Origin of the sequence: Sphingobacterium sp. FBM7-1 (genome assembly GCF_020687765.1) — a bacterium.
GTDB lineage: Bacteria > Bacteroidota > Bacteroidia > Sphingobacteriales > Sphingobacteriaceae > Sphingobacterium.
In genome coordinates, this window is sequence record NZ_JAJEWJ010000001.1 from 103,706 (window position 1) to 123,183 (window position 19,478).

20 protein-coding genes are annotated in these 19,478 nt (G+C 43.7%); 6 read left to right on the forward strand and 14 right to left on the reverse strand.

From position 1 onward, the window contains the following. Positions 1–27: 27 nt before the first annotated feature. From LKO28_RS00485 to LKO28_RS00500, 4 genes are all read right to left on the reverse strand, one after another. Complete coding sequence (locus LKO28_RS00485) at positions 28–1,257, reverse strand: nucleoside recognition domain-containing protein (RefSeq protein ID WP_227692553.1); 1,230 nt, start codon at positions 1,255–1,257, stop codon at positions 28–30. A gap of 59 nt (positions 1,258–1,316) precedes the next feature. Beyond that, a complete protein-coding gene (locus tag LKO28_RS00490; RefSeq protein ID WP_227692554.1) occupies positions 1,317–1,910 on the reverse strand; it encodes a nucleosidase in 594 nt (197 codons plus the stop codon). Between the two features lie 220 nt (positions 1,911–2,130). Continuing rightward, entirely contained in the window at positions 2,131–2,775 is a 645-nt protein-coding gene (locus LKO28_RS00495; RefSeq protein WP_227692555.1) for an MgtC/SapB family protein, read from the reverse strand. Between the two features lie 14 nt (positions 2,776–2,789). Next, positions 2,790–3,494 (reverse strand): TIGR00730 family Rossman fold protein, encoded by a 705-nt coding sequence (locus LKO28_RS00500; RefSeq protein ID WP_227693533.1) that lies wholly within the window; start codon positions 3,492–3,494, stop codon positions 2,790–2,792. A 58-nt stretch (positions 3,495–3,552) separates the two neighbouring features. Here LKO28_RS00500 and recR point away from each other — a divergent pair, with 58 nt between their 5' ends. Then, entirely contained in the window at positions 3,553–4,167 is a 615-nt protein-coding gene (recR, locus tag LKO28_RS00505; protein WP_262905948.1) for a recombination mediator RecR, read from the forward strand. Positions 4,168–4,172: 5 nt separating this feature from the next. Here the strand turns inward: recR and LKO28_RS00510 are convergent, their stop codons facing one another. Next, positions 4,173–5,423, reverse strand: coding sequence for a PQQ-dependent sugar dehydrogenase (locus LKO28_RS00510; RefSeq protein ID WP_227692557.1), 1,251 nt, complete (start codon positions 5,421–5,423; stop codon positions 4,173–4,175). Positions 5,424–5,688: 265 nt separating this feature from the next. Here LKO28_RS00510 and LKO28_RS00515 point away from each other — a divergent pair, with 265 nt between their 5' ends. Further along, a complete protein-coding gene (locus tag LKO28_RS00515) occupies positions 5,689–7,200 on the forward strand; it encodes a SulP family inorganic anion transporter (protein ID WP_227692558.1) in 1,512 nt (503 codons plus the stop codon). A gap of 9 nt (positions 7,201–7,209) precedes the next feature. Here LKO28_RS00515 and LKO28_RS00520 read toward each other — a convergent pair whose 3' ends face one another. Together LKO28_RS00520 and LKO28_RS00525 are read right to left on the reverse strand one after the other, a co-directional pair. Beyond that, on the reverse strand, positions 7,210–8,166 hold the full coding sequence (locus LKO28_RS00520; RefSeq protein ID WP_227692559.1) for a hypothetical protein: 957 nt from the start codon (positions 8,164–8,166) through the stop codon (positions 7,210–7,212). A 49-nt stretch (positions 8,167–8,215) separates the two neighbouring features. Further along, positions 8,216–9,214, reverse strand: coding sequence for a beta-ketoacyl-ACP synthase III (locus tag LKO28_RS00525; protein ID WP_227692560.1), 999 nt, complete (start codon positions 9,212–9,214; stop codon positions 8,216–8,218). A 173-nt stretch (positions 9,215–9,387) separates the two neighbouring features. Between LKO28_RS00525 and LKO28_RS00530 the strand changes: the two genes are divergently transcribed. Together LKO28_RS00530 and LKO28_RS00535 are read left to right on the forward strand one after the other, a co-directional pair. Then, a complete protein-coding gene (locus LKO28_RS00530; RefSeq protein ID WP_227692561.1) occupies positions 9,388–10,785 on the forward strand; it encodes an APC family permease in 1,398 nt (465 codons plus the stop codon). 60 nt (positions 10,786–10,845) lie between these two features. Then, positions 10,846–11,373: a class I SAM-dependent methyltransferase gene (locus LKO28_RS00535; protein WP_227692562.1), complete on the forward strand. Its 528-nt coding sequence runs from the start codon at positions 10,846–10,848 to the stop codon at positions 11,371–11,373. A 212-nt stretch (positions 11,374–11,585) separates the two neighbouring features. Here the strand turns inward: LKO28_RS00535 and metQ are convergent, their stop codons facing one another. The 4 genes from metQ to LKO28_RS00555 form a co-directional block, all read right to left on the reverse strand. Then, complete coding sequence (metQ, locus tag LKO28_RS00540) at positions 11,586–12,395, reverse strand: methionine ABC transporter substrate-binding lipoprotein MetQ (RefSeq protein WP_227692563.1); 810 nt, start codon at positions 12,393–12,395, stop codon at positions 11,586–11,588. A gap of 32 nt (positions 12,396–12,427) precedes the next feature. Continuing rightward, complete coding sequence (gene metI, locus LKO28_RS00545; protein ID WP_227692564.1) at positions 12,428–13,084, reverse strand: methionine ABC transporter permease MetI; 657 nt, start codon at positions 13,082–13,084, stop codon at positions 12,428–12,430. 11 nt (positions 13,085–13,095) lie between these two features. Next, on the reverse strand, positions 13,096–13,842 hold the full coding sequence (locus tag LKO28_RS00550) for a methionine ABC transporter ATP-binding protein (protein WP_317206588.1): 747 nt from the start codon (positions 13,840–13,842) through the stop codon (positions 13,096–13,098). Between the two features lie 97 nt (positions 13,843–13,939). Then, positions 13,940–14,434, reverse strand: coding sequence for a hypothetical protein (locus LKO28_RS00555; protein ID WP_227692565.1), 495 nt, complete (start codon positions 14,432–14,434; stop codon positions 13,940–13,942). Positions 14,435–14,639: 205 nt separating this feature from the next. Here LKO28_RS00555 and guaB point away from each other — a divergent pair, with 205 nt between their 5' ends. Together guaB and LKO28_RS00565 are read left to right on the forward strand one after the other, a co-directional pair. Continuing rightward, complete coding sequence (gene guaB, locus LKO28_RS00560; protein WP_227692566.1) at positions 14,640–16,112, forward strand: IMP dehydrogenase; 1,473 nt, start codon at positions 14,640–14,642, stop codon at positions 16,110–16,112. Positions 16,113–16,210: 98 nt separating this feature from the next. Beyond that, positions 16,211–16,327: a 30S ribosomal protein THX gene (locus LKO28_RS00565; RefSeq protein WP_227692567.1), complete on the forward strand. Its 117-nt coding sequence runs from the start codon at positions 16,211–16,213 to the stop codon at positions 16,325–16,327. Positions 16,328–16,342: 15 nt separating this feature from the next. Here the strand turns inward: LKO28_RS00565 and LKO28_RS00570 are convergent, their stop codons facing one another. From LKO28_RS00570 to LKO28_RS00580, 3 genes are read right to left on the reverse strand one after another with little or no spacing between them, the layout of a single operon-like run. After that, the gene (locus tag LKO28_RS00570) at positions 16,343–17,020 is read right to left on the reverse strand and encodes a carboxypeptidase-like regulatory domain-containing protein (RefSeq protein WP_227692568.1); all 678 of its coding nucleotides are present in this window, start codon (positions 17,018–17,020) and stop codon (positions 16,343–16,345) included. Positions 17,021–17,032: 12 nt separating this feature from the next. After that, positions 17,033–18,982 carry a M1 family metallopeptidase gene (locus LKO28_RS00575; RefSeq protein ID WP_227692569.1) on the reverse strand — a complete coding sequence of 650 codons (1,950 nt, stop codon included), beginning with the start codon at positions 18,980–18,982 and terminating at the stop codon, positions 17,033–17,035. A 4-nt stretch (positions 18,983–18,986) separates the two neighbouring features. Further along, positions 18,987–19,337: an ArsC family reductase gene (locus LKO28_RS00580; protein WP_227692570.1), complete on the reverse strand. Its 351-nt coding sequence runs from the start codon at positions 19,335–19,337 to the stop codon at positions 18,987–18,989. Positions 19,338–19,478 lie beyond the last annotated feature (141 nt).

The window sequence follows — 19,478 nt, forward strand, 5'->3', positions numbered from 1 at the left end:
TAATTCAAGGTAGTTAAAAATAGCTAGCTATCCAAAGAAAATATAGGCGACAATAATGGCAGCAATAACGCCCACTAATTCAGCGATAAGCGCGCAAGGTAGCGCATGACGTGTTTTCTTGATAGCCACCGATCCAAAATAAACGGCTAGGACGTAAAACGTTGTTTCTGTCGATCCCTGAATGACACATGCCACCCGAGCAGCAAAATCATCCGCACCTTTTGTTGCCATCAGTTCTACCATCAACCCGCGTGCACCCGAACCACTCAGTGGCTTCATAAAAGCCACCGGCAATGCATCAACGAATCCCGTATCCATTCCCAAAAAGGCCACGAGTGAGGAAAAGCCATCAACCAGATAATCCATCGTACCCGATGCTCTAAATACGGCTATACCCACCAGAATGGCGACCAAATATGGAATAATTTTTACGGCTACCTCAAATCCTTCTTTCGCCCCTTCAATAAAAGCTTCATAAACATTGATTCGTCGGAACAAAGCCAAGGCAATAAAGGAAACGAATATGCTAAATAGTACGAGGTTGCCAAATACACGTGATATCACATCAATCTCAGCTGGTGCTAACGTGCTGAAATAATATAAGGCACCACCCACTAACACGAGTAGACCACCCAAATAAAGGAGAATGGTTTTATGAAAAAGATTGATCTTTTGATAGATGGCAACCATAATCAGCGCAGCCAGCGTAGAGAAGAAGGTCGCAATAAGGATAGGTAGGAAGATATCAGAGGGTTGTGCAGCACCGGCTTCTTGTCGGTAGGCCATGATTGATATAGGAAGCAATGTCAAGCTCGAGGCATTCAGAACGATAAAGATGATTTGCGCGTTGCTCGCCGTATCTTTCTGCGGATTTAGTTCTTGTAGCTCTTTCATGGCCTTCAAACCCAAGGGGGTGGCGGCATTATCGAGTCCCAATGCGTTGGCGGAAAAATTCATCAGTACCGAACCTAAGGCCGGATGGTTTTTAGGTATTTCCGGAAAAAGCCTGTTGAAAAATGGTCCGACAGCTTTCGCAAAGATATTGATCATACCTCCCTTTTCACCGATTTTCATAATTCCTAATGCGAAGGTCATCATGCCAATTAAGCCCAGCGATATCGTAGCGCCGTTTGCTGCGCTTTCAAAAAGCGCATTTACAATATTTTGGAAGACTTCAGTATCACCGCCCATCAGCTTAATGACGGCGACCAAAAAGGTGATTAAGAAAAAAGAGACCCAAATGTAATTTAATGCCATACTTGTCGTTTTGCTAATTTTTAAACGCTGTTTACACCTCTTTGGTGTGTCATTCTGATCTAAACCAAAATGGGGATTTTCAGTAACTTCCCAAATGCGGTAGCAGCATGATGAACTTGAATGTGCCAATCTTCGGCCGCTTGGTTGTCCGCACCATCGGAGATGTATTTGAGGCTTAGAAAAGGGATGTTTTCTTGCATGGCCACGGCGGCCAAAGCATACGCTTCCATATCCACCACATTATAGAGGGATGTTGTATGCGCCATTTCAAAATTATCGCCGGTGCCGCAAATCGCTGTCGGTAGACCTTCCATCGGCAAACCATATTCCAGTACGATCGGTAAACCAGATAAAGGGGTTTCATATTGTGCAAACCCTAATCCGCGGACATCCATATCTCGTTGGATGAATTTGGTACAGCATACAATCTCGCCTCGGCTATATTGGCTGCTTCCGGCAGATCCTAAATTGGCGATTAATTTCGGTTTTTTTGTTTGTATAGCCTTCATCAAATTATAGGTTGCAGCAACTTTACCAATTCCGCAGATCAAAGGAGAATACGGGGTGAAAATAGCAGCAGCCTCGTCTGCTAACGCAAACGTGAACAAAATGTCCTCTACAGCAAAAGCATATTGTGTATTTATCGTTATCATTCGGGTTAGTAGATGGGTGATGAAAATATGTTATGCGATCGGTTGTTGTATGTGTCGTTGATATTTAAAAGGTCTCTAAAAGCCATAACAAGGGTTTGATTTCTCAAAGGTAATAAATTTGTTGAGACTTAAAAGTGGGAGATAGGCTACGGTATACATTCATCGTGGTCAGTATAATAGTCGGCTGTATTGCTCGTATATCTGCCGAATAGAGGACACTTTATCCCAGATTATTGAACGAATAGACGTAATCTAGCGATACAATGGCGTCATTAGCGCGCCGGATATTTTTTTGCGTGCCGGTTATTTCGTAAACCACTGTAAGGTGTGTTCCGTTTTTCTCTACACCTTTTCGTAATGGCTTTACTTTATATTGCTTCATGAAATTTTCAAACTCGCCTAGACTAGAAATTTCAATGTTATCAAAGGTAACATGGATGGTACGTATAAAGTAGATGTCTGCCAGGAGGTTCTCGATTTTCTGGAACAAGGACAAAACGACCACCATACAAATGGTGAGAATAAAGCCGAGTTTATAATTCTCAAAACCGATCATCATGCCGATGCCAGCCATGGACCAAATGACAGCAGCAGTGGTTAATCCCTGTACGGTAAACTTGCCTTGGTAAATAACGCCTGCGCCTAAAAAACCAATTCCCGTGACAATATTCGCGGCGATACGGTCGTCCGAAATATTGCCCATACGGGAACTCAAGGTAAAGATGGTAGAACCTAAACAGATTAGGATGATCGTACGGAAACCTGCCGATTTGTTTTTAAACTCACGTTCGAACCCTACCACTGCACCGCATGCAATTGAAATTAATATACTCTGTATTGGAAGATCTGCTAACCACTGCGCCATATGCGGTAATTTAATTAAAAATTCGGTTTCATCAAATATTTATCATAGAAGCGGAAAATATGATCAGCCGCTTCTTCAGCGCTGTCTACAAAACGGTAAAGCTTGAGGTCTTCTTTAGAAATATAAGCATTGCCCAGCATGGATTGTTCAATCCAATCGAACAATCCTTTCCAGTACTCGGTGCCGACTAATACGATCGGGAAGCGGGCAATCTTACCGGTTTGGATTAGCGTAATAGCTTCGAAAAGCTCGTCCATGGTGCCAAATCCACCCGGCATTACAATATATCCCTGTGAATATTTCGTAAACATTACTTTACGCACAAAGAAGTAATTGAACTCCAGAAGCTTATCACGGTCGATGTATTTGTTGTGGAACTGTTCAAACGGCAACTCAATATTAAGCCCTACTGATTTTCCGCCTGCGCTATGGGCTCCTTTATTGGCGGCTTCCATAATGCCAGGTCCGCCGCCTGATATCACCCCGTAGCCTTTTTGGGCAAGTAAGCGCGCTATTTCTACGGTAATTTCATAATACTTATGATCCGCTTGTGTCCGCGCCGAACCGAATATCGATACGCAGGGGCCTATTTTAGCCAATTTTTCAAAACCGTCCACAAACTCCGCCATAATTTTAAATATCTGCCAGGAGTCTTTTACCTTTATTTCTTGCCAAGTTTTATTAGCAAATGAACTTCTAATTCTGTCTTCTTTGACCATATATCTCATTATACTGATGTGCTTTCCAAGATAGGGAATTTTTTGTTTATTTTTGTGCATGCATTTTTCGTCGCGACTTTTAGAACAGGCTGTAGAAGAATTCGGGCGTTTGCCTGGAATTGGAAAAAAAACCGCTTTACGCTTGGTGTTGCATTTATTGAAACAATCGGACAGCGAGGTGAGCCGTTTCACGCATGCCATAGATCAGCTGAAAGAACAGATACAATATTGTAAAACCTGCTTTAATATCTCCGATCACGAGGTATGCGAAATCTGCACTGCTTTAAAACGTGATCATGCCACCATTTGTGTGGTGGAAGATACGCGGGATGTCATGGCGATTGAAAATACGAACCAATACCAGGGTGTTTACCATGTATTGGGGGGACTCATCTCGCCTATGGATGGTGTAGGACCTGCTGATTTAAAAATCGAGGCTTTGTTGGAACGACTGAAGAAAGATGAGGTCCGGGAAATCATTATAGCGCTTAGCGCAACCATGGAAGGTGATACAACGATTTTCTATTTGTATAGAAAGTTAAAAGATTTCGACGTGCAGATTAGCACAATAGCTCGTGGTATTGCTTTCGGTGGTGAATTGGAATACGTGGATGAAATCACGTTAGGACGCTCTATAGCTACGCGTGTACCATACGAAAGAAATATAGGGTAAATACCCTATATTTTCTTTTGAATCTTATATAGCCTGCCGCTATCTGTTATCGCGAATAGTTCACCGTTTTTACCTTGGGCTACATCACGGAAACGTTGGCCTTCTTTGTCGAGCAAACGTTCTTCTCCAACTACCTTGTTGTCTTTGAGGACAAGCCGTGCAATATGTGTGCTGCTTAAGCCCCCGTTAAATAAGTTGTTTTTCCATTCCGGAATAGCATCGTGTGTATAAAACATCATGCCGCTGGGTGATAGGACAGGATCCCAATAATAAACGGGTTGTTCTAAACCTTCTTGTTGCTGGATAGGTGGATTCCCGATGTCTTTTCCGCTATATTCTAGACCATATGTAATGATGGGCCAACCATAATTCTTTCCGGCTTCTATGCGGTTCAATTCGTCGCCGCCGCGTGGGCCGAATTCGGTCGACCATAAGTCGCCGGTTTCAGGGTGCAGGGCTAGCCCTTGTACATTTCGGTTTCCGTAGCTGTAAATTTCTGGACGAGCCTCGCTATCGGATGCAAACGGGTTGCCACTGGTCGGCTGACCGTCTTTCGTGATGCGGACGATTTTGCCCAACGCGGAATTCAGGTCTTGCGCCTGTGGTCTGGTCTCGAGGTCAGAGCGCTCGCCCGTACCGACAAATAAATTTCCGTCTTTATCAAAAATAATACGTCCGCCGTAATGTTTGTTTCCATCGTAAGTAGGGAGTGCCTGGTAAATTACTTGGGCGTTTTCGATCGATTTTTCATCATCGGCCAAACGTCCCTTAGCCACCGCCGTGTGGTTGCCACCTGCTACAGGTTCTGAAAACACCCAATATACCATTCGGTTAGTGGTAAAGTTAGGATCCAGTGTTATACCGAGCAAACCGCCTTGACCGCGTGCATCTACTTCTGGAATGCCGCCGATAGCCTCACTCAGCTCGCCGGTAGCTGACACGATGCGCATATTGCCTTCGTTTTCCGTGATCAATAAACGGCCATCGGGAAGCACGGCTATCCCCCAAGGGGATTTAAGTTTGTCTGTCACCACCTGGCTCTCGTAAGGAGTTTTCGTTTTTACCCCTGGAGCACGCGTTTGCCCTTCGAAAGCGGGCTGATAGTCGGTATTGGGTTCTTTAGTTTCTACGGGTGGATAGATGCTGTCTGTTTCAGCCGGGTCGTTTGACGTGTTAGACGCGCCATTGGTATTGCAAGCAGCAAATAGCATGGACGCGGTTGACAATAATAAAAAAGCAGGTCGTGTTCGTTTCATCTTGTCTAATAGATTTTTAGTGTATCTTCTTTATAAGCTTTAAATGTAGGAAAATGTTTTGATAAGACACAAAAAAAGGTTTTCAAACGGGGAGAATGAAAACCTTTAGCTAACCAATTATAAACCTAAATTATGATACTGCAAAGGTAGGGGTTTTGTTTGAAACATGCAAATGTCTTTTTTAAAAAGTTTGCGATAGGGATTTTAGTGTCTTCTTTTAAAAAATGGTACCTTTGGCGCGGTTTAAACTATAGTTTTTGTTGCTTTGAAATTTCTGGAAAACATCAATTTAAGAAACGAAGTTCTCGCGGGATTGACGGTCGCGATGACGATGATCCCCGAGTCCTTATCGTTCGCTATTTTAGCAGGTCTTTCTCCGCTTACAGGGTTATATGCGGCTTTTCTGATGGGATTGGTAACTTCGGTATTGGGAGGTCGTCCGGGGATGGTCTCGGGAGGGGCAGGGGCTACCGTAGTGGTATTAATTGCCTTAGCTGCTGGCCACGGCGTGCAATATCTATTTGCGGCAGTCGTTTTAGCAGGGATTTTACAATTGCTGGTGGGGTTGTTTAAGTTGGGGAAATTTGTGCGTTTAATTCCGCAACCTGTGATGTACGGATTCTTAAACGGCTTGGCTATTATTATTTTCATGGCGCAGGTGCAGCAATTCCGTTTGCCTAGTGATCCGTCATCCTGGATGAGTGGCACGGCTTTGTACACCATGTTGGGATTAACGTTGCTAACTGTTCTTATTGTGTTAGGTTTTCCGAAGTTGACCAAGAAAATTCCCGCATCGTTGGTGGCAATATTGGTCGTGTTTGGGTTGGTTTCCGTGTGGGGTATTGATACCAAAAAAGTGGCAGATATTGCATCTGTAAGTGGATCTTTGCCTACTTTTCATATTCCGGACATTGCCTGGACTTTTGAAACATTGAAGCTTATCTTTCCTTACTCGCTGGTGATGGCAGGTGTCGGGCTGATCGAATCGCTATTAACATTAAATATGGTGGATGAAATCACCAATACCAAGGGTAAATCGAATAAAGAGGCCATGGCGCAGGGGGTAGCGAATATGGTTAATGGCTTTTTCGGCGGTATGGGGGGATGTGCCATGGTTGCACAGACACTGGTTAACCTGGATGCTGGTGCTCGCACGCGAATTTCCTCTTTCATCGGTGCAATAGCTATTCTCGTGATCATTTTAGTAGGTGCGCCGTTTATCGAGCAGATTCCGATGGCGGCATTAGTCGGGGTGATGATGATGGTTGCTATAGGGACATTTCAGTGGATCAGTTTGCGCGTAGTTAATAAATTTCCTCGTTCAGATATATTTGTAGGCATTTTGGTGGCGGCCATCACGGTAATCTTGCATAATCTAGCCTTGGCGGTATTGGCCGGTGTAGTCGTTTCTGCATTGGTTTTTGCATGGGACAATGCGAAGCGGATACGGGCGAGAAAATATGTGGATGAGGCTGGTATCAAGCATTATGAGATATACGGACCTTTGTTTTTTGGTTCAACGGCAGCCTTTATGGAAAAATTTGATGTACCCCAAGATCCGGTAGCTGTCGTTATTGATTTTAAAGAGAGCAGGGTGGTAGATATGTCTGCCATCGATGCGCTGAATAAAATTACGGAGCGTTATGCGAAGCAGGGCAAGCATGTGCAATTGCGGCACTTGAGTCCGGATTGTCGTTCTTTATTAAAGAATGCAGAAGGCGTTGTACAGGTGGATGTTTGGGAAGATCCGACTTATAAAGTGATGCCAAAAGACTAAAAGAGACTATTAAAGTCGTTCCATGGCGAGCGACAGTGATTTGAGGTCTTGCTTCATGAGCGTGATATGGGATTCGAGCTGATCATACATATCTGCCCGGTTTACTAATTGTTCGGTCGTATATCGTCCGCCTTTACCGAAATATATTTGTTCGATGTGTGTGTGCTCGTCATCGGCAATCTGCTTGAAGTTTTTCCACTTTTCAATAATCTGCATTCTAACCGATGGGGTATCGCTCGTAGGATCATTGTAATTAAGATAATACCATACCGATGGTGGAAAACTGGATGATATTTTTTCGCCTTTCCAAACTTCGCGAAGCGCATTGCGTTCGTGGTAGAAGTCAATTTTCCGGTTGTTGAAGAGCATAATAAGGCCTAAGGAGGCTTCGGTAATACCTGTAGCAATTCCAACAGTGTTGCTGGCGGCTTCATTTTTGATAACGCCGCCGGTGGTGATAGCGCCGGTAGCGCCCACTACGATAGCCGCTACCGTAAGTTTAGATTCTAACTCACTCTCGCCGCTTTTTAAATAGTTAGCCACCTGGCTGGTGCGCTCTTCCTCACAGACCATTTCAGAGGCTATTGCGGATACTTCCAAGGAAGCCATTTGGAGCTTATGGTCTATGCGTTGCTTTAGTTCTAACAGGCTGATTCGTCTTTCGAGGTCGGTAGAGGTCTGATCAAGCTTTAAATGCACATAGGATGTGAGATCGGCCAAGATGCCAATCGCGTTTGCCATGTTTAAGTTTTCATAAGTCAGATGAGTGGATAATGTACTGTCGATACGGAGGGTATGGAGGGGCTGAGGCAGGTCGTCTTCTGTATAATTATAGATATTTTGCTGATTGCAAGTGCTAGCTATCGTTTGTTGTTTTATATGGGCATCTTTGACAGCTCTACATGCTGTTGTAGCTGAGAGTGCCATAATCAAAAACAACCATGGGGTGAATGAACGTAGACGCATATCCGTGAAATTAAAGCTCCGGAATCAATATAGGTATATATTTTGATATCTATATCATCCAACGTAATAAGCTGGCGCCCCAAGAAAAACCGGCTCCGAAAGCGGTCAACATGAGTAGATCGCCTTTCTGGATTTGCTTAATGTTTTCCCAGATACAGAGCGGAATGGTTGCAGCAATAGTGTTGCCACGATATTCGATATTCGTTAACGTCTTGTTTTTCTGGATGTTGATGTCCTTACCTACAGCGTCGATTATACGTTTATTCGCCTGATGAGGAATTAACCAGTCTACTGCTTCGATACCTAGCTGATTGCGTTCCAGTATGCTTTTACAGGCGTTGCTCATGGATTGTACAGCTTGTTTAAAGACAACTTTTCCGTCTTGTTTCAAATAGCTACGTTCTTGGTTAAACGGTTTTTCGCTGGTTGGGTAGAGTGAGCCACCTCCTTCAATGTTCAGAAAATCGCGTCCGTCGCCATTGCTCTGCATAAAGGCATCAATAATGCCTTCTTCCGCGGAAGGTTCTAACCAAATCACACCGGCTCCATCGCCAAATAGAATATTGGTCGATCGGTCATGGATATTAACAAAAGCACTGATGTTATCAGCGCCGACAATGAGTACATTTTTATACCGCTCGGTTTCGACTAAGGATGCCCCCATATCGAGTGCGTAAAGAAATCCGGAACAAGCGGCATTCATATCAAAGGCCCACACATTGTTTAAATTCAGTTTCTGGGCAATAATGTTGGCTGTTGCCGGCATTAATACGTCGGGCGTAGAGGTAGCGACAATAATCGCGTCCACGTCGGCTACATCTTTATTATAGCGCGTACATAAGTCGTGGATAGCCATAACAGCCATATCTGATGTAGCTAAGCCGGCTTCTAAAATACGGCGTTCTTTGATTCCGGTACGTTTAATAATCCATTCGTCCGATGTGTCGCACACCTGTTCTAAGTCGAAGTTAGTTCTTCGTTCTTGGGGAAGATATCCACCTATGGCAGTGATGGCGGCGTAGGGTCGAGATGAATAAATATTTCGCATAAATTTGATTTCTCAAAATAAAAAACAGGACAAAGGTAAGAAATTTTATATTTAGTTTGGGTGTCCCCTCAATGGATAATCTTACCGTTTTTACTAACATGCCTTTGTACAAATATTCAGTGGTAAACAATTTGGGGTAGTTATTTGTATTATTAGGTAAGGAATAAAAATAAATGCTACAATGGAAAGCGCGCATGAAAGACACGCAGAACCTAAAATCCCGTATCACTGAATCTACACAACCCAAACAAATTTTGCGGGTAATCGATGCAGTCGTTTTAATCGTCGGGGTCGTAGTGGGGGCTGGTATTTTTCGTACGCCTTCGATTGTTGCGGCCCATACCGTTAGCCCGGAGCTTTTTTTCGGGGTGTGGGTGTTGGGTGGTATCGTTTCTCTTATTGGTGCGTTGTGTTATGCAGAATTGAGTACGGCTTTTCCCAATACGGGCGGGGATTACCATTTTCTGCATCGTGCGTTCGGGAGGCGTTTTGCTTTCCTGTTTGCTTGGGCGCGAATGAGTATTATCCAAACGGGTTCTATCGCGTTATTGGCTTTTATCGTCGGTGACTATATGAGCGAATTGTTTAGCTTGGGTAGGTTTTCCTCATCGATTTATGCCACATTAGTGGTTGTAGGTTTAACACTGGTTAATATTATCGGGGCGCACGTAGGTACGGGAACCCAGAAGTTATTGGTTAGTATACAGTTTGTCGGATTGTTCGTGCTGATTGTTGCCGGCCTTTTTTTTGCGCCCGAAACGAGTGAGAGCGGGTCTGGTGCACCTGTAGGTTCGGGCATAACTTCTGCAATAGGTGGTGCGATGGTGATGGTACTATTAACTTTTGGAGGATGGAATGAGGCGGGTTATATATCTTCGGAAATGCGAGGCGGTAGCAACAAAATGGCTTTGGTGATGATCGCTAGTATTGTGATCATTACCGTTATCTATTTGTTGTTAAATTTAGCTTATCTCAACGTGCTGGGGATTGATGGATTAGCTTCTTCGGAAGCCGTTGGGGTAGAAACCATGCGGGTTATTATGGGAGATTTCGGGGTGTTCTTTATCGGTTTATTGGTTGTTTTGGCAGCATTGACTTCCACCAATGCAACCATCTTTACCGGGGCACGTACCAATCAGGCGCTGGGGCGTGATTTTACTGTTTTTTCTTTTATGCGTACCTGGAAATCAGAAACTTCTAGTCCGGTAAGTGCTTTGCTGGCACAATGCTTCATCGCAGTGTTTCTGATCATCGCGGGTTCTTTTGCGCGTAGCGGATTTGAATCGATGGTGGATTTTACTGCTCCCATATTCTGGTTTTTTATTTTATGTACAGGTATAGCGCTTTTTGTTCTACGATACAAGGAACCTCATGCGCCACGTCCGTTCCGCGTACCTTTGTATCCGGTACTTCCGGTTATATTTTGCCTAACCTCGTTGTATATGCTTTATGCGAGCTTAACGTTTGCCGGAAAAGGTGCGTGGCTAGGGGTAACGGTGTTGTTGTTGGGAACACTATTTTTCTTTTTCCTACCGAAAAAAAACAAAAAGCAAGACCCAGATGTACTATAAGGTAGGCTGGGGGACATCAAATAGGATATTACATATTGTTTACGCTTTAAATTGAATAAAATGAATGCTTTGAAAAACTATTTGCTTATGGCTTGTCTGCTAATAGGTATGCAGACGCTGGCACAGACACCGCGCTTAGATGTTCCGTATGTACCTACTAAACAACCGGTGGTTGATGCTATGTTAGATCTGGCGGGAGTAAAAGCCGGAGATGTGCATTACGATTTGGGCTGTGGTGATGGACGTATTGCAATCTCCGCTGCTAAAAGAGGTGCAACATCGACGGGCGTGGATATCGATCCACAGCGTATTAAAGAAGCAAAGGAAAATGCGAAAGAAGCCGGAGTAACGAATCAGGTTACGTTCGTCCAGGGAAACTTGTTTGACTTTGATTTCAGTAAAGCGGATGTATTGACTTTGTATTTACTTCCGGAAGTGAATTTAAAGTTACGTCCCAAGATTTTGAATGAATTGAAACCAGGAACACGGGTGGTCTCACATGCGTTTGGTATGGGGAACTGGGAACCGGAAAAAAAGGTGACCGTGGAAGGAAGTACGCTTTATTTATGGACTGTTCCTAATCGTTAATAATTTTTCTATCTTCTTTTTAAAAAAAAGAGAACCAAAACCGAACGACGTAAGCTCAAGGATACCAAAATAAACACTAGTCCATAAACTTCGTCGCTTCGGATCTTTGACAAATGGGATCGTACAAAGGCAAATTTGTGCGGCCGTCAAGTTCCGGGTGCCAATCTTGACTTTTTTGCTTCTTTTTTTGTCAAGAAAAAAAAGAAGAGAAACTACCATCCTTTTATTGCTCCGCCTTTAAAGACCTCTTCCGCGACTGTTGCGACTTCTTCGGATTGGTAGGCTTTAGCGAAACTAATTACTTTTTCGTCTTCTTTGTTGTCTTCCCGGCTCACTATGATGTTGACATAGGGCGATTTCTCGTCTTCGACAAATATTCCGTCTTTTTTCGCAATGAGACCGTTACTCGCCGCAAAATTATTATTGATCACAGCTACAGCTACTTTATCGTCGTCGAGTGTCCTAGGCAATTGCGGAGCTTCTAGTTCTATAATCTTAAGGTTTAGGTTGTTTTTTATAATATCTTGGGAACGAGGTAGTAAACCTACATTATCTTTCAGTTGGATAAGTCCTGTTCCCTGTAGTAATAAAAGTGCTCTGCCGAGGTTGGTAGGGTCGTTAGGTATCACGATTGTTGCGCCAGCCTGCAGTTCGCTAATGTTTTTTATTTTCTTGGAATAACCAGCCATGGGATATACAAAGGTGTTTCCGACAATTGCTAGCTTATAACCACGGCTAGCCATTTGGTCCTCTAAATAGGGGGTTGTCTGAAAAACATTGATATCTATATCGCCTTGATGTAGCGCTTCATTGGGCATCACGTAATCGTTAAAAGTGACGAGTTCTACTTCCAAATTGTATTTTTCTTTCGCTACTTTCTTAGCCTCTTCTGCTAGACGATATTCGGGTCCGGCCTGAATCCCTACCCGAAGAATATCGGAGGACCGGTTTGTACCGCCACAGGATAAAAGTGTGGTTAAAATAATTACTACACTGACGAGAGAATGGAGGATATGGGTCATATTATTTTTTGAAAATGTATATTTTGTAATGATTATTTGCGGTGATCTACATATTTTGATAGTCGATCGCCAATAATTTGTATACCAAAGACAATGCCGATTAACAATACCAAGACGAAATTCATAATGAACGCATCATAACCTACATATCCGTATTGATATCCAATATGTCCTAATCCACCAGCGCCTACGGCTCCACCCATAGCCGAATACCCGACAAGAGTGATCAGCGTAAGGGATGCACTGTTAATGAGGGCTGGAAGTGCTTCGGGAATAAGCACTTTACGTATAATCTGCAGCGTAGTGGCTCCCATGGATCGCGCTGCTTCGATAATGCCGTAAGGGATTTCGAGCAGGCAGTTTTCGACGAGTCGTGCAACAAAAGGGGCGGCACCAATGCTGAGTGGTACGATAGCGGCGTTCATGCCTATCGACGTTCCTACTATAGCACGCGTGAAAGGTATCATCCAGACGATAAGGATAATAAACGGAATTGATCGGAATATGTTCACAAAAAAAGCAATCGTACTATTTAACGGTCGGTTAGCAAGTAATTGCCGCTCGCGCGTTAAAAATAATAAGATGCCCAACGGCAACCCGAGTAGAAAACTAAAAAATCCTGACGTAAACGTCATTGCGATCGTTTCCAAGGTGCCTTTTGCTAGTAACCAAAATGTTGCTTCTGACATCAGTATTCGTATTAATCAATTGTCCATGCGGGGGTTAACAATTCTTGTGTAACGGCCGACTTTGGATGTTTAAATAACGCATTTACCTCGTTTTCTTCGATGAGTTGACCTTGTGAGATGACTGCTACCCGGTTGCATACTGCACGGACAACTTCCATTTGGTGGGTAATCAATACGATGGTGATACCTAGCTCACGGTTGATGCGTTTTAAAAGAGAAAGGATAGACCGTGTGGTTTGTGGATCTAATGCGCTGGTGGCTTCGTCACAGAGCAAAATCTCTGGGTCCGAAGCCAATGCCCGGGCAATGGCAACTCGCTGTTTTTGTCCGCCGGACAATGCAGCGGGATATTCATCCCGTTTTTCCAATAAATCTACCATTTGAAGCAGATCATTTACTTTTTTGTTTATAACTGCTTTCGTCATGCCCGTCAATTCCAGTGGAAAAGCTACGTTTTGAAAAACCGTACGGGAGGAAAGCAGGTTGAAGTGTTGGAATATCATTCCAATTTTTCGGCGGAGCGGGATTAGTTCTTGCTCGGAAAGGGGTAAAATTGCTTGACCAGACAGGTATATGCTACCGGAGGTAGGGCGTTCTAAGAGGTTGATGGTACGTACCAGCGTACTCTTGCCGGAACCGGAATAGCCGATAATACCGAAAATATCTCCCTTTTTTATATGTAGAGTGATATTGTGGAGTGCTTGTATCTCCGTTTTGTGCTTGTAAAATATTTTACTGACTTGCTCTAGCTTAATCATATAATCTAGTGCAAAGATAGTGTTTGTTTGGTTCTTTAAAAAAATATAGGTATACCAAAGGTATACCTATATCTTAAATATTATGTCGGATTAATGCCTAACGAAGGGTAAATTTAAATCCTAATGTGAAGCGTGCAGGCTCGAGGTTACTGTTGTTAGACAGGTTCCACCAAGGTTTCCAATCGAAATGGAAAGCTAATGGAGCGGTAGGAAGTTTGTATTCCAAACCAGCTGCAGGACGTAACGCGAAGTAAGTGTCGTCACCGCCGTTACCCCACCAACCACCACCGTCTACGAACGCAAGCTGAGGGCCAATACCTACGTACCAGTTTAAGCCGTTTGTGCCATTGATTGCTTGGTTATAAGAATAGTCAACGCCTAAAATAGTAACGTTATCACCGAATAATACCTGCGCATTACCGGCGTTTGTACCGTCAAAAAAATGTTTTATTTGTGGACCAACTAAGGTAGGACCATCGCCGATATCAATTCCTAACCCAAGAGAGGTACGATAACGGGCTTGTGCGTTAGCTTCTTGTGCACCAATTGCAACAAAGGAAGCTGCTAATAACGATAGAAATACTTTTTTCATGATATTATAATATAACTTCAAAAAACTAATCGATTATCGATAAGTCGGTTTTTTAGATTTATACGCTAGCAAATAGTTTGCCAAACTCGGAAAACAGCGAAAATAAGTAGGAGGGTTTTCGTTATAAAAAAATCAAAGTTTTTGATAATCTCAAAAAAAAATGTAATTTTGCCTGGCAAATAGAAACCCCAAAGATATTTGCCATATGCAATTAGATCCACAAAAATTCGTAGCGGAAGGCCTTACATACGACGATGTTTTATTGATTCCCGCTTATTCAGAAATATTACCCCGTGACGTCGACACGAGTACGCAGCTTACAAAGAAAATCCGCTTAAATATTCCGCTGGTATCTGCCGCAATGGACACGGTAACAGAGGCTGACTTGGCTATTGCTATTGCGCAGGCTGGGGGGATTGGTATGTTGCATAAGAATATGACGATTGAGGAACAGGCTGCAGAAGTTCGTAAAGTGAAGCGTTCGGAAAGCGGGATGATCCAAGACCCGGTAACCTTATTGGAAGGATCAACCGTTGGAGATGCTTTCAAGATTATGAAAGAGCACAAGATAGGGGGGATTCCGATCATTAGCGAAGCTGGAAAGCTCGTAGGGATTGTGACCAATCGTGATCTTCGGTTCCAAAAAGATATGGCGAAGCCGATCAATACGCTGATGACAAAAACGAATTTGGTGGTAGCCCCGGAAGGAACGGATTTGATTCGCGCAGAAGAGATTTTGCAGAATCATAAAATAGAAAAGTTACCGGTAGTTGATGTGGACGGCAACTTGAAAGGGTTAATTACCTTTAAGGATATTCAGAAATATAGACATTATCCGAATGCCGCAAAAGACGAGCATGGACGATTGTTGGTAGGTGCTGCTGTGGGTGTCACGATCGATACCCTAGAACGTGTCACCGCTTTGGTTAAGGCTGGTGTAGATGTGGTTACGATCGATACAGCTCACGGTCATTCGAGAGGTGTTATCGAAAAATTGAAAGAAGTTAAGGCTGCTTTTCCTGAATTGCAGGTTATTGTAGGTAATATCGCGACAGGCGCCGCTGCGAAGGCTTTGGCAGAAGCGGGTGCCGATGCTGTAAAAGTAGGAATTGGACCTGGATCAATTTGTACGACACGTATTATTGCCGGGGTAGGGGTACCACAGTTATATGCGGTGTACGAAGTAGCGAAAGCACTTAAAGGTTCGGGTGTACCGCTGATTGCAGATGGTGGCATCAAACAAACAGGAGATATTGCGAAAGCGATTGCAGCAGGTGCTGACACGATTATGGCGGGTTCGTTATTTGCCGGAGTAGAAGAAGCACCGGGCGAAACCATCATCTACGAAGGCCGTAAGTTTAAGTCGTACCGCGGTATGGGTTCGGTGGAGGCGATGGAGAAGGGTTCGAAAGATCGGTACTTCCAGGATGTAGAAGAGGATATTAAAAAACTAGTGCCGGAAGGGATCGTAGGACGTGTGCCTTATAAGGGAACACTAGCAGAAGTGGTTTATCAGTATATTGGTGGATTAAGGGCGTCTATGGGGTATTGTGGGGCAGGAAGTATTGAAAGGCTGAAAGAGGCACAATTTGTACGGATTACTGGTGCAGGATTACGTGAATCGCACCCGCATAATATCTCGATTACTAAAGAAGCTCCGAATTACAGTAGGGGATAGTTGTCGATAAAATTCCGGTTCGTATTTGGATTTCCCTATAGAAATTGTTAAATTGCTTTCAATCGATCAATTCATTGTAATATTTAATTGAAATAACTATGGGTAAAGGAGATAAAAAAACACGAAGAGGAAAAATTATCGCGGGATCGTACGGAAAGAAAAGACCAAGAAAACATCCCAATGCAAAAGTCAAAGATAAAAAAGAAGCTGTTTAACTACAGCTTCTTTTTTTATTTATGATTTTTGAATTTACTGTAAGAATCGAGTACGTAGGCTCTAACATCTTCAGGCGATGCTGTCTGGATAAACTCTAAAGAAGGACGGAATTGCTCTCTAAAAAGCGCCATTTCGGTGTCCGTAAGGGGTATAACGGCGCGTATAACCTGTGGACTGAATAAGTGGTCTATTTTTCGGTTATGCTGTTCTTCTAGGAGGAGATCTAGATTCTTGCGAGCCAGTTTACTTTTTCTGCCGAATAAACGGGAAAGAGAAAGACGTATTCCTCCGCGGCTCTGTGATACTTCGGCGACTTGTCCTTCGTTTTTGGCCTTTGCAATTTCATACGCCAGTCTGCTATCGGTCAGTTTGCTAATGATGACTTCATCGATCACAATAGTTTTACTATCGCGGACTAGATAAATCCGTTGTACACCTTCTTGGTATACGAAGGCGGTATCCACTTCATAACCGGGCTGTGTAAATGAAATATAGTCATTGATGTTTCCGGAGATAAGAAAATTACCGTCCGCATCCGTTTGCGTCGCTTGGCCTGTGCGAAGATTCTTGACGGTGACCCCGCTTAGCCGTTGACTACTTTCTAGTTCGTGGACGATACCTTTAATTTCTTGGGCTTTGACGGAAAGGCTTAATCCGAGCGAGAAAAGGACTGCTAAAAATAGGTTGTGCATGTGTATGTTTCTTTAATTCTTTGGCCAAATGTTGTTGTAAGGATCCATGTCGGGATAAACGTTGTCGGGATCAATCACCACTTTGGTCAATCTCTCCGTGGACTTAAGTTTAAAACGCCAAGCGGTATTCCGTTGCCATATTTCCACAGGAAGTTTCTTCCTTATTTTTTGTCCGGACTCGGTTGTTGCCTCGATGACAACGGGCATGGCCAACTGCTGTAAATTATCGATTGTGATAATGGCGCCATTTTTTGGATCTAATCCTTCATATTCTACTGAACGGATTGCTTGATCGAGTGCCCAGTTGTTTTTAAACCAACCTCGCCAAAACCAAGCTAGATTTTCCCCTGTTTCATTTTCTATGGTCCGGAAGAAATCATCGGGCGTAGGGTGCTTATAGGCCCAGTATGTAATATAATTCTGGAAGGCGTTGTCGAAACGTTCTGCACCGATTATTTCGTCGCGTAGCAGGCGTAACCCGTACGCAGGTTTGTAATAAGCGAGAATACCAATGTTTCGCTCTTTCATGTTTTGGGGAGATGACATGATCGGCTCTAAATCAGGTTTAGAAAAGGCGGGAGCTAGGGCATTTCGATTGCCAAATTTCTTGTGATATTCTCCTTTATTAAATTCCTCGGTGGACAAATCGTTAATAAAGGTATTGAATCCTTCATCCATCCAGGCATGGAGTCGTTCATTGCTGCCCACGATCATCGGAAACCAGTTGTGACCAAATTCGTGATCGGTGACACCCCAAAGATTGCCAGCTTTGGCGGAGGCGCCACAAAAGGAGATCGCGGGGTATTCCATGCCACCCACGTTAGAAGCAACATTAACCGCTACGGGGTAAGGATATTCCAACCATTTTTTACTGTAGTGTTCGATGGATGCTTTTGTGTATTCGGTAGAACGTTCCCAGGCGTTCCCTCCATGGCTTTCTACGGGGTAGGCCGAGAGAGCGAGGGCTTTTTTTCCGCTGGGGTTGTTGATTTTGGCGCCATCGATCATAAAGGCTGGGGAAGAGGCCCAGGCGAAATCATGTGCCTGGTTGAGTTTGTATTTCCAGGTCAAGCGTTTTTTGTTTGGACGCGAGTCGGGATTAGTTACATCTGCTGCGGATCGAATAATGACAGTTTTATCGCTTTGCTGCGCGCGTTCATAACGGGCGAGTTGTTCGGCGGTCCAGACTTCTGCTGGGTTAAGGAGTTCTCCACCTGCTACCACGATGTGATCGGCCGGTGCATCGATCGCTATCTGGTAATCTCCAAATTCGAGATAAAATTCACCCGGTCCGGTGTAAGGTTCTGTATTCCAGCCTAAAATGTCATCGTAAACGCATACGCGCGGATACCATTGCGCGATGGTGTATACTTTCCCGTTTTTGCTAGTTAATATACCTGTTCTATCGGCGCCGTATTCCGGGATGATATAGGAGAAATCCATCGTTAAAGTAATCGCCTGGCCGTCGGCTTTTAGCGGCTCCGGTAATATAACCCGCATCCGCGTATCGGTTACGGTATAAGAGGCGGCGGAACCGTCTGAAAAGCGCATATTGGCTAATTGGAATCCCCCGCTAAAGTTGGACGCAGCCGAACCATAACGGCTATCTTGTAAAGGAATGGCAGCTTGCCCGCGGGAGTCCGGATGGAAAAGGTTCTGATCTAATTGAAACCAAAGATAGGATAGATCGTCTGGGCTATTGTTCGTGTAGCGTATACTTAACTGGCCCGAAACTTTATTATCCTGATCGTCCAAAGAAACGTGGATGTTGTAATCTGCCTGGTTTTGCCAGTAAGCATGCCCCGGTTTTCCACTAGCGGAGCGGTAAGGCGAGCCGTTCTGTGTATAAAAAATGGGGTCGAAGGCTTCGGTATAGTTATAGATGCTGTTTGTCTGGGCATTTAGCTGTGCTACCGAGAATAAAACGGTGCTCAGCCCAGCGTAAATAATTGTTTTTATCATGGTGTTACTTTAGTTTGGTCTGGTACTCCTCTTCATCAAAACCCAAAATAATACCGTTGGCTGACTCGATCAGCGGTCGTTTAATCATACTGTTGTTCGCTAAGAGCACTTGATTAGCCGCATCGGCATCAACCACGGAAGCTTGTTCTTCAGCAGGTAGTTTTCGCCAGGTTGTTCCTTTTTTATTGACCAAAGATTCCCAAGGTATTTGTTTTTCCCATTCGGTTAGCTGGGCCAGTGTCGCCGGTTCTTTTTTATAGTCATGAAAGGTGTAAGCAATCTGTTGATCATCGAGCCAAGTCAACGCCTTTTTTACTGTATTACAATTCTTAATTCCATATACCTGTAACATCATTATCCTCCTATATTTATCTTCGGATAAAGATATTAATCTTTTTTTGAAATGTTGTCGTGTGTTTTTTACACTAAGTATTGTGAGCTAGAAAAAAACTCCTTATCTTTAGATTCAAAATAACACAACATAATAGACGAAAAA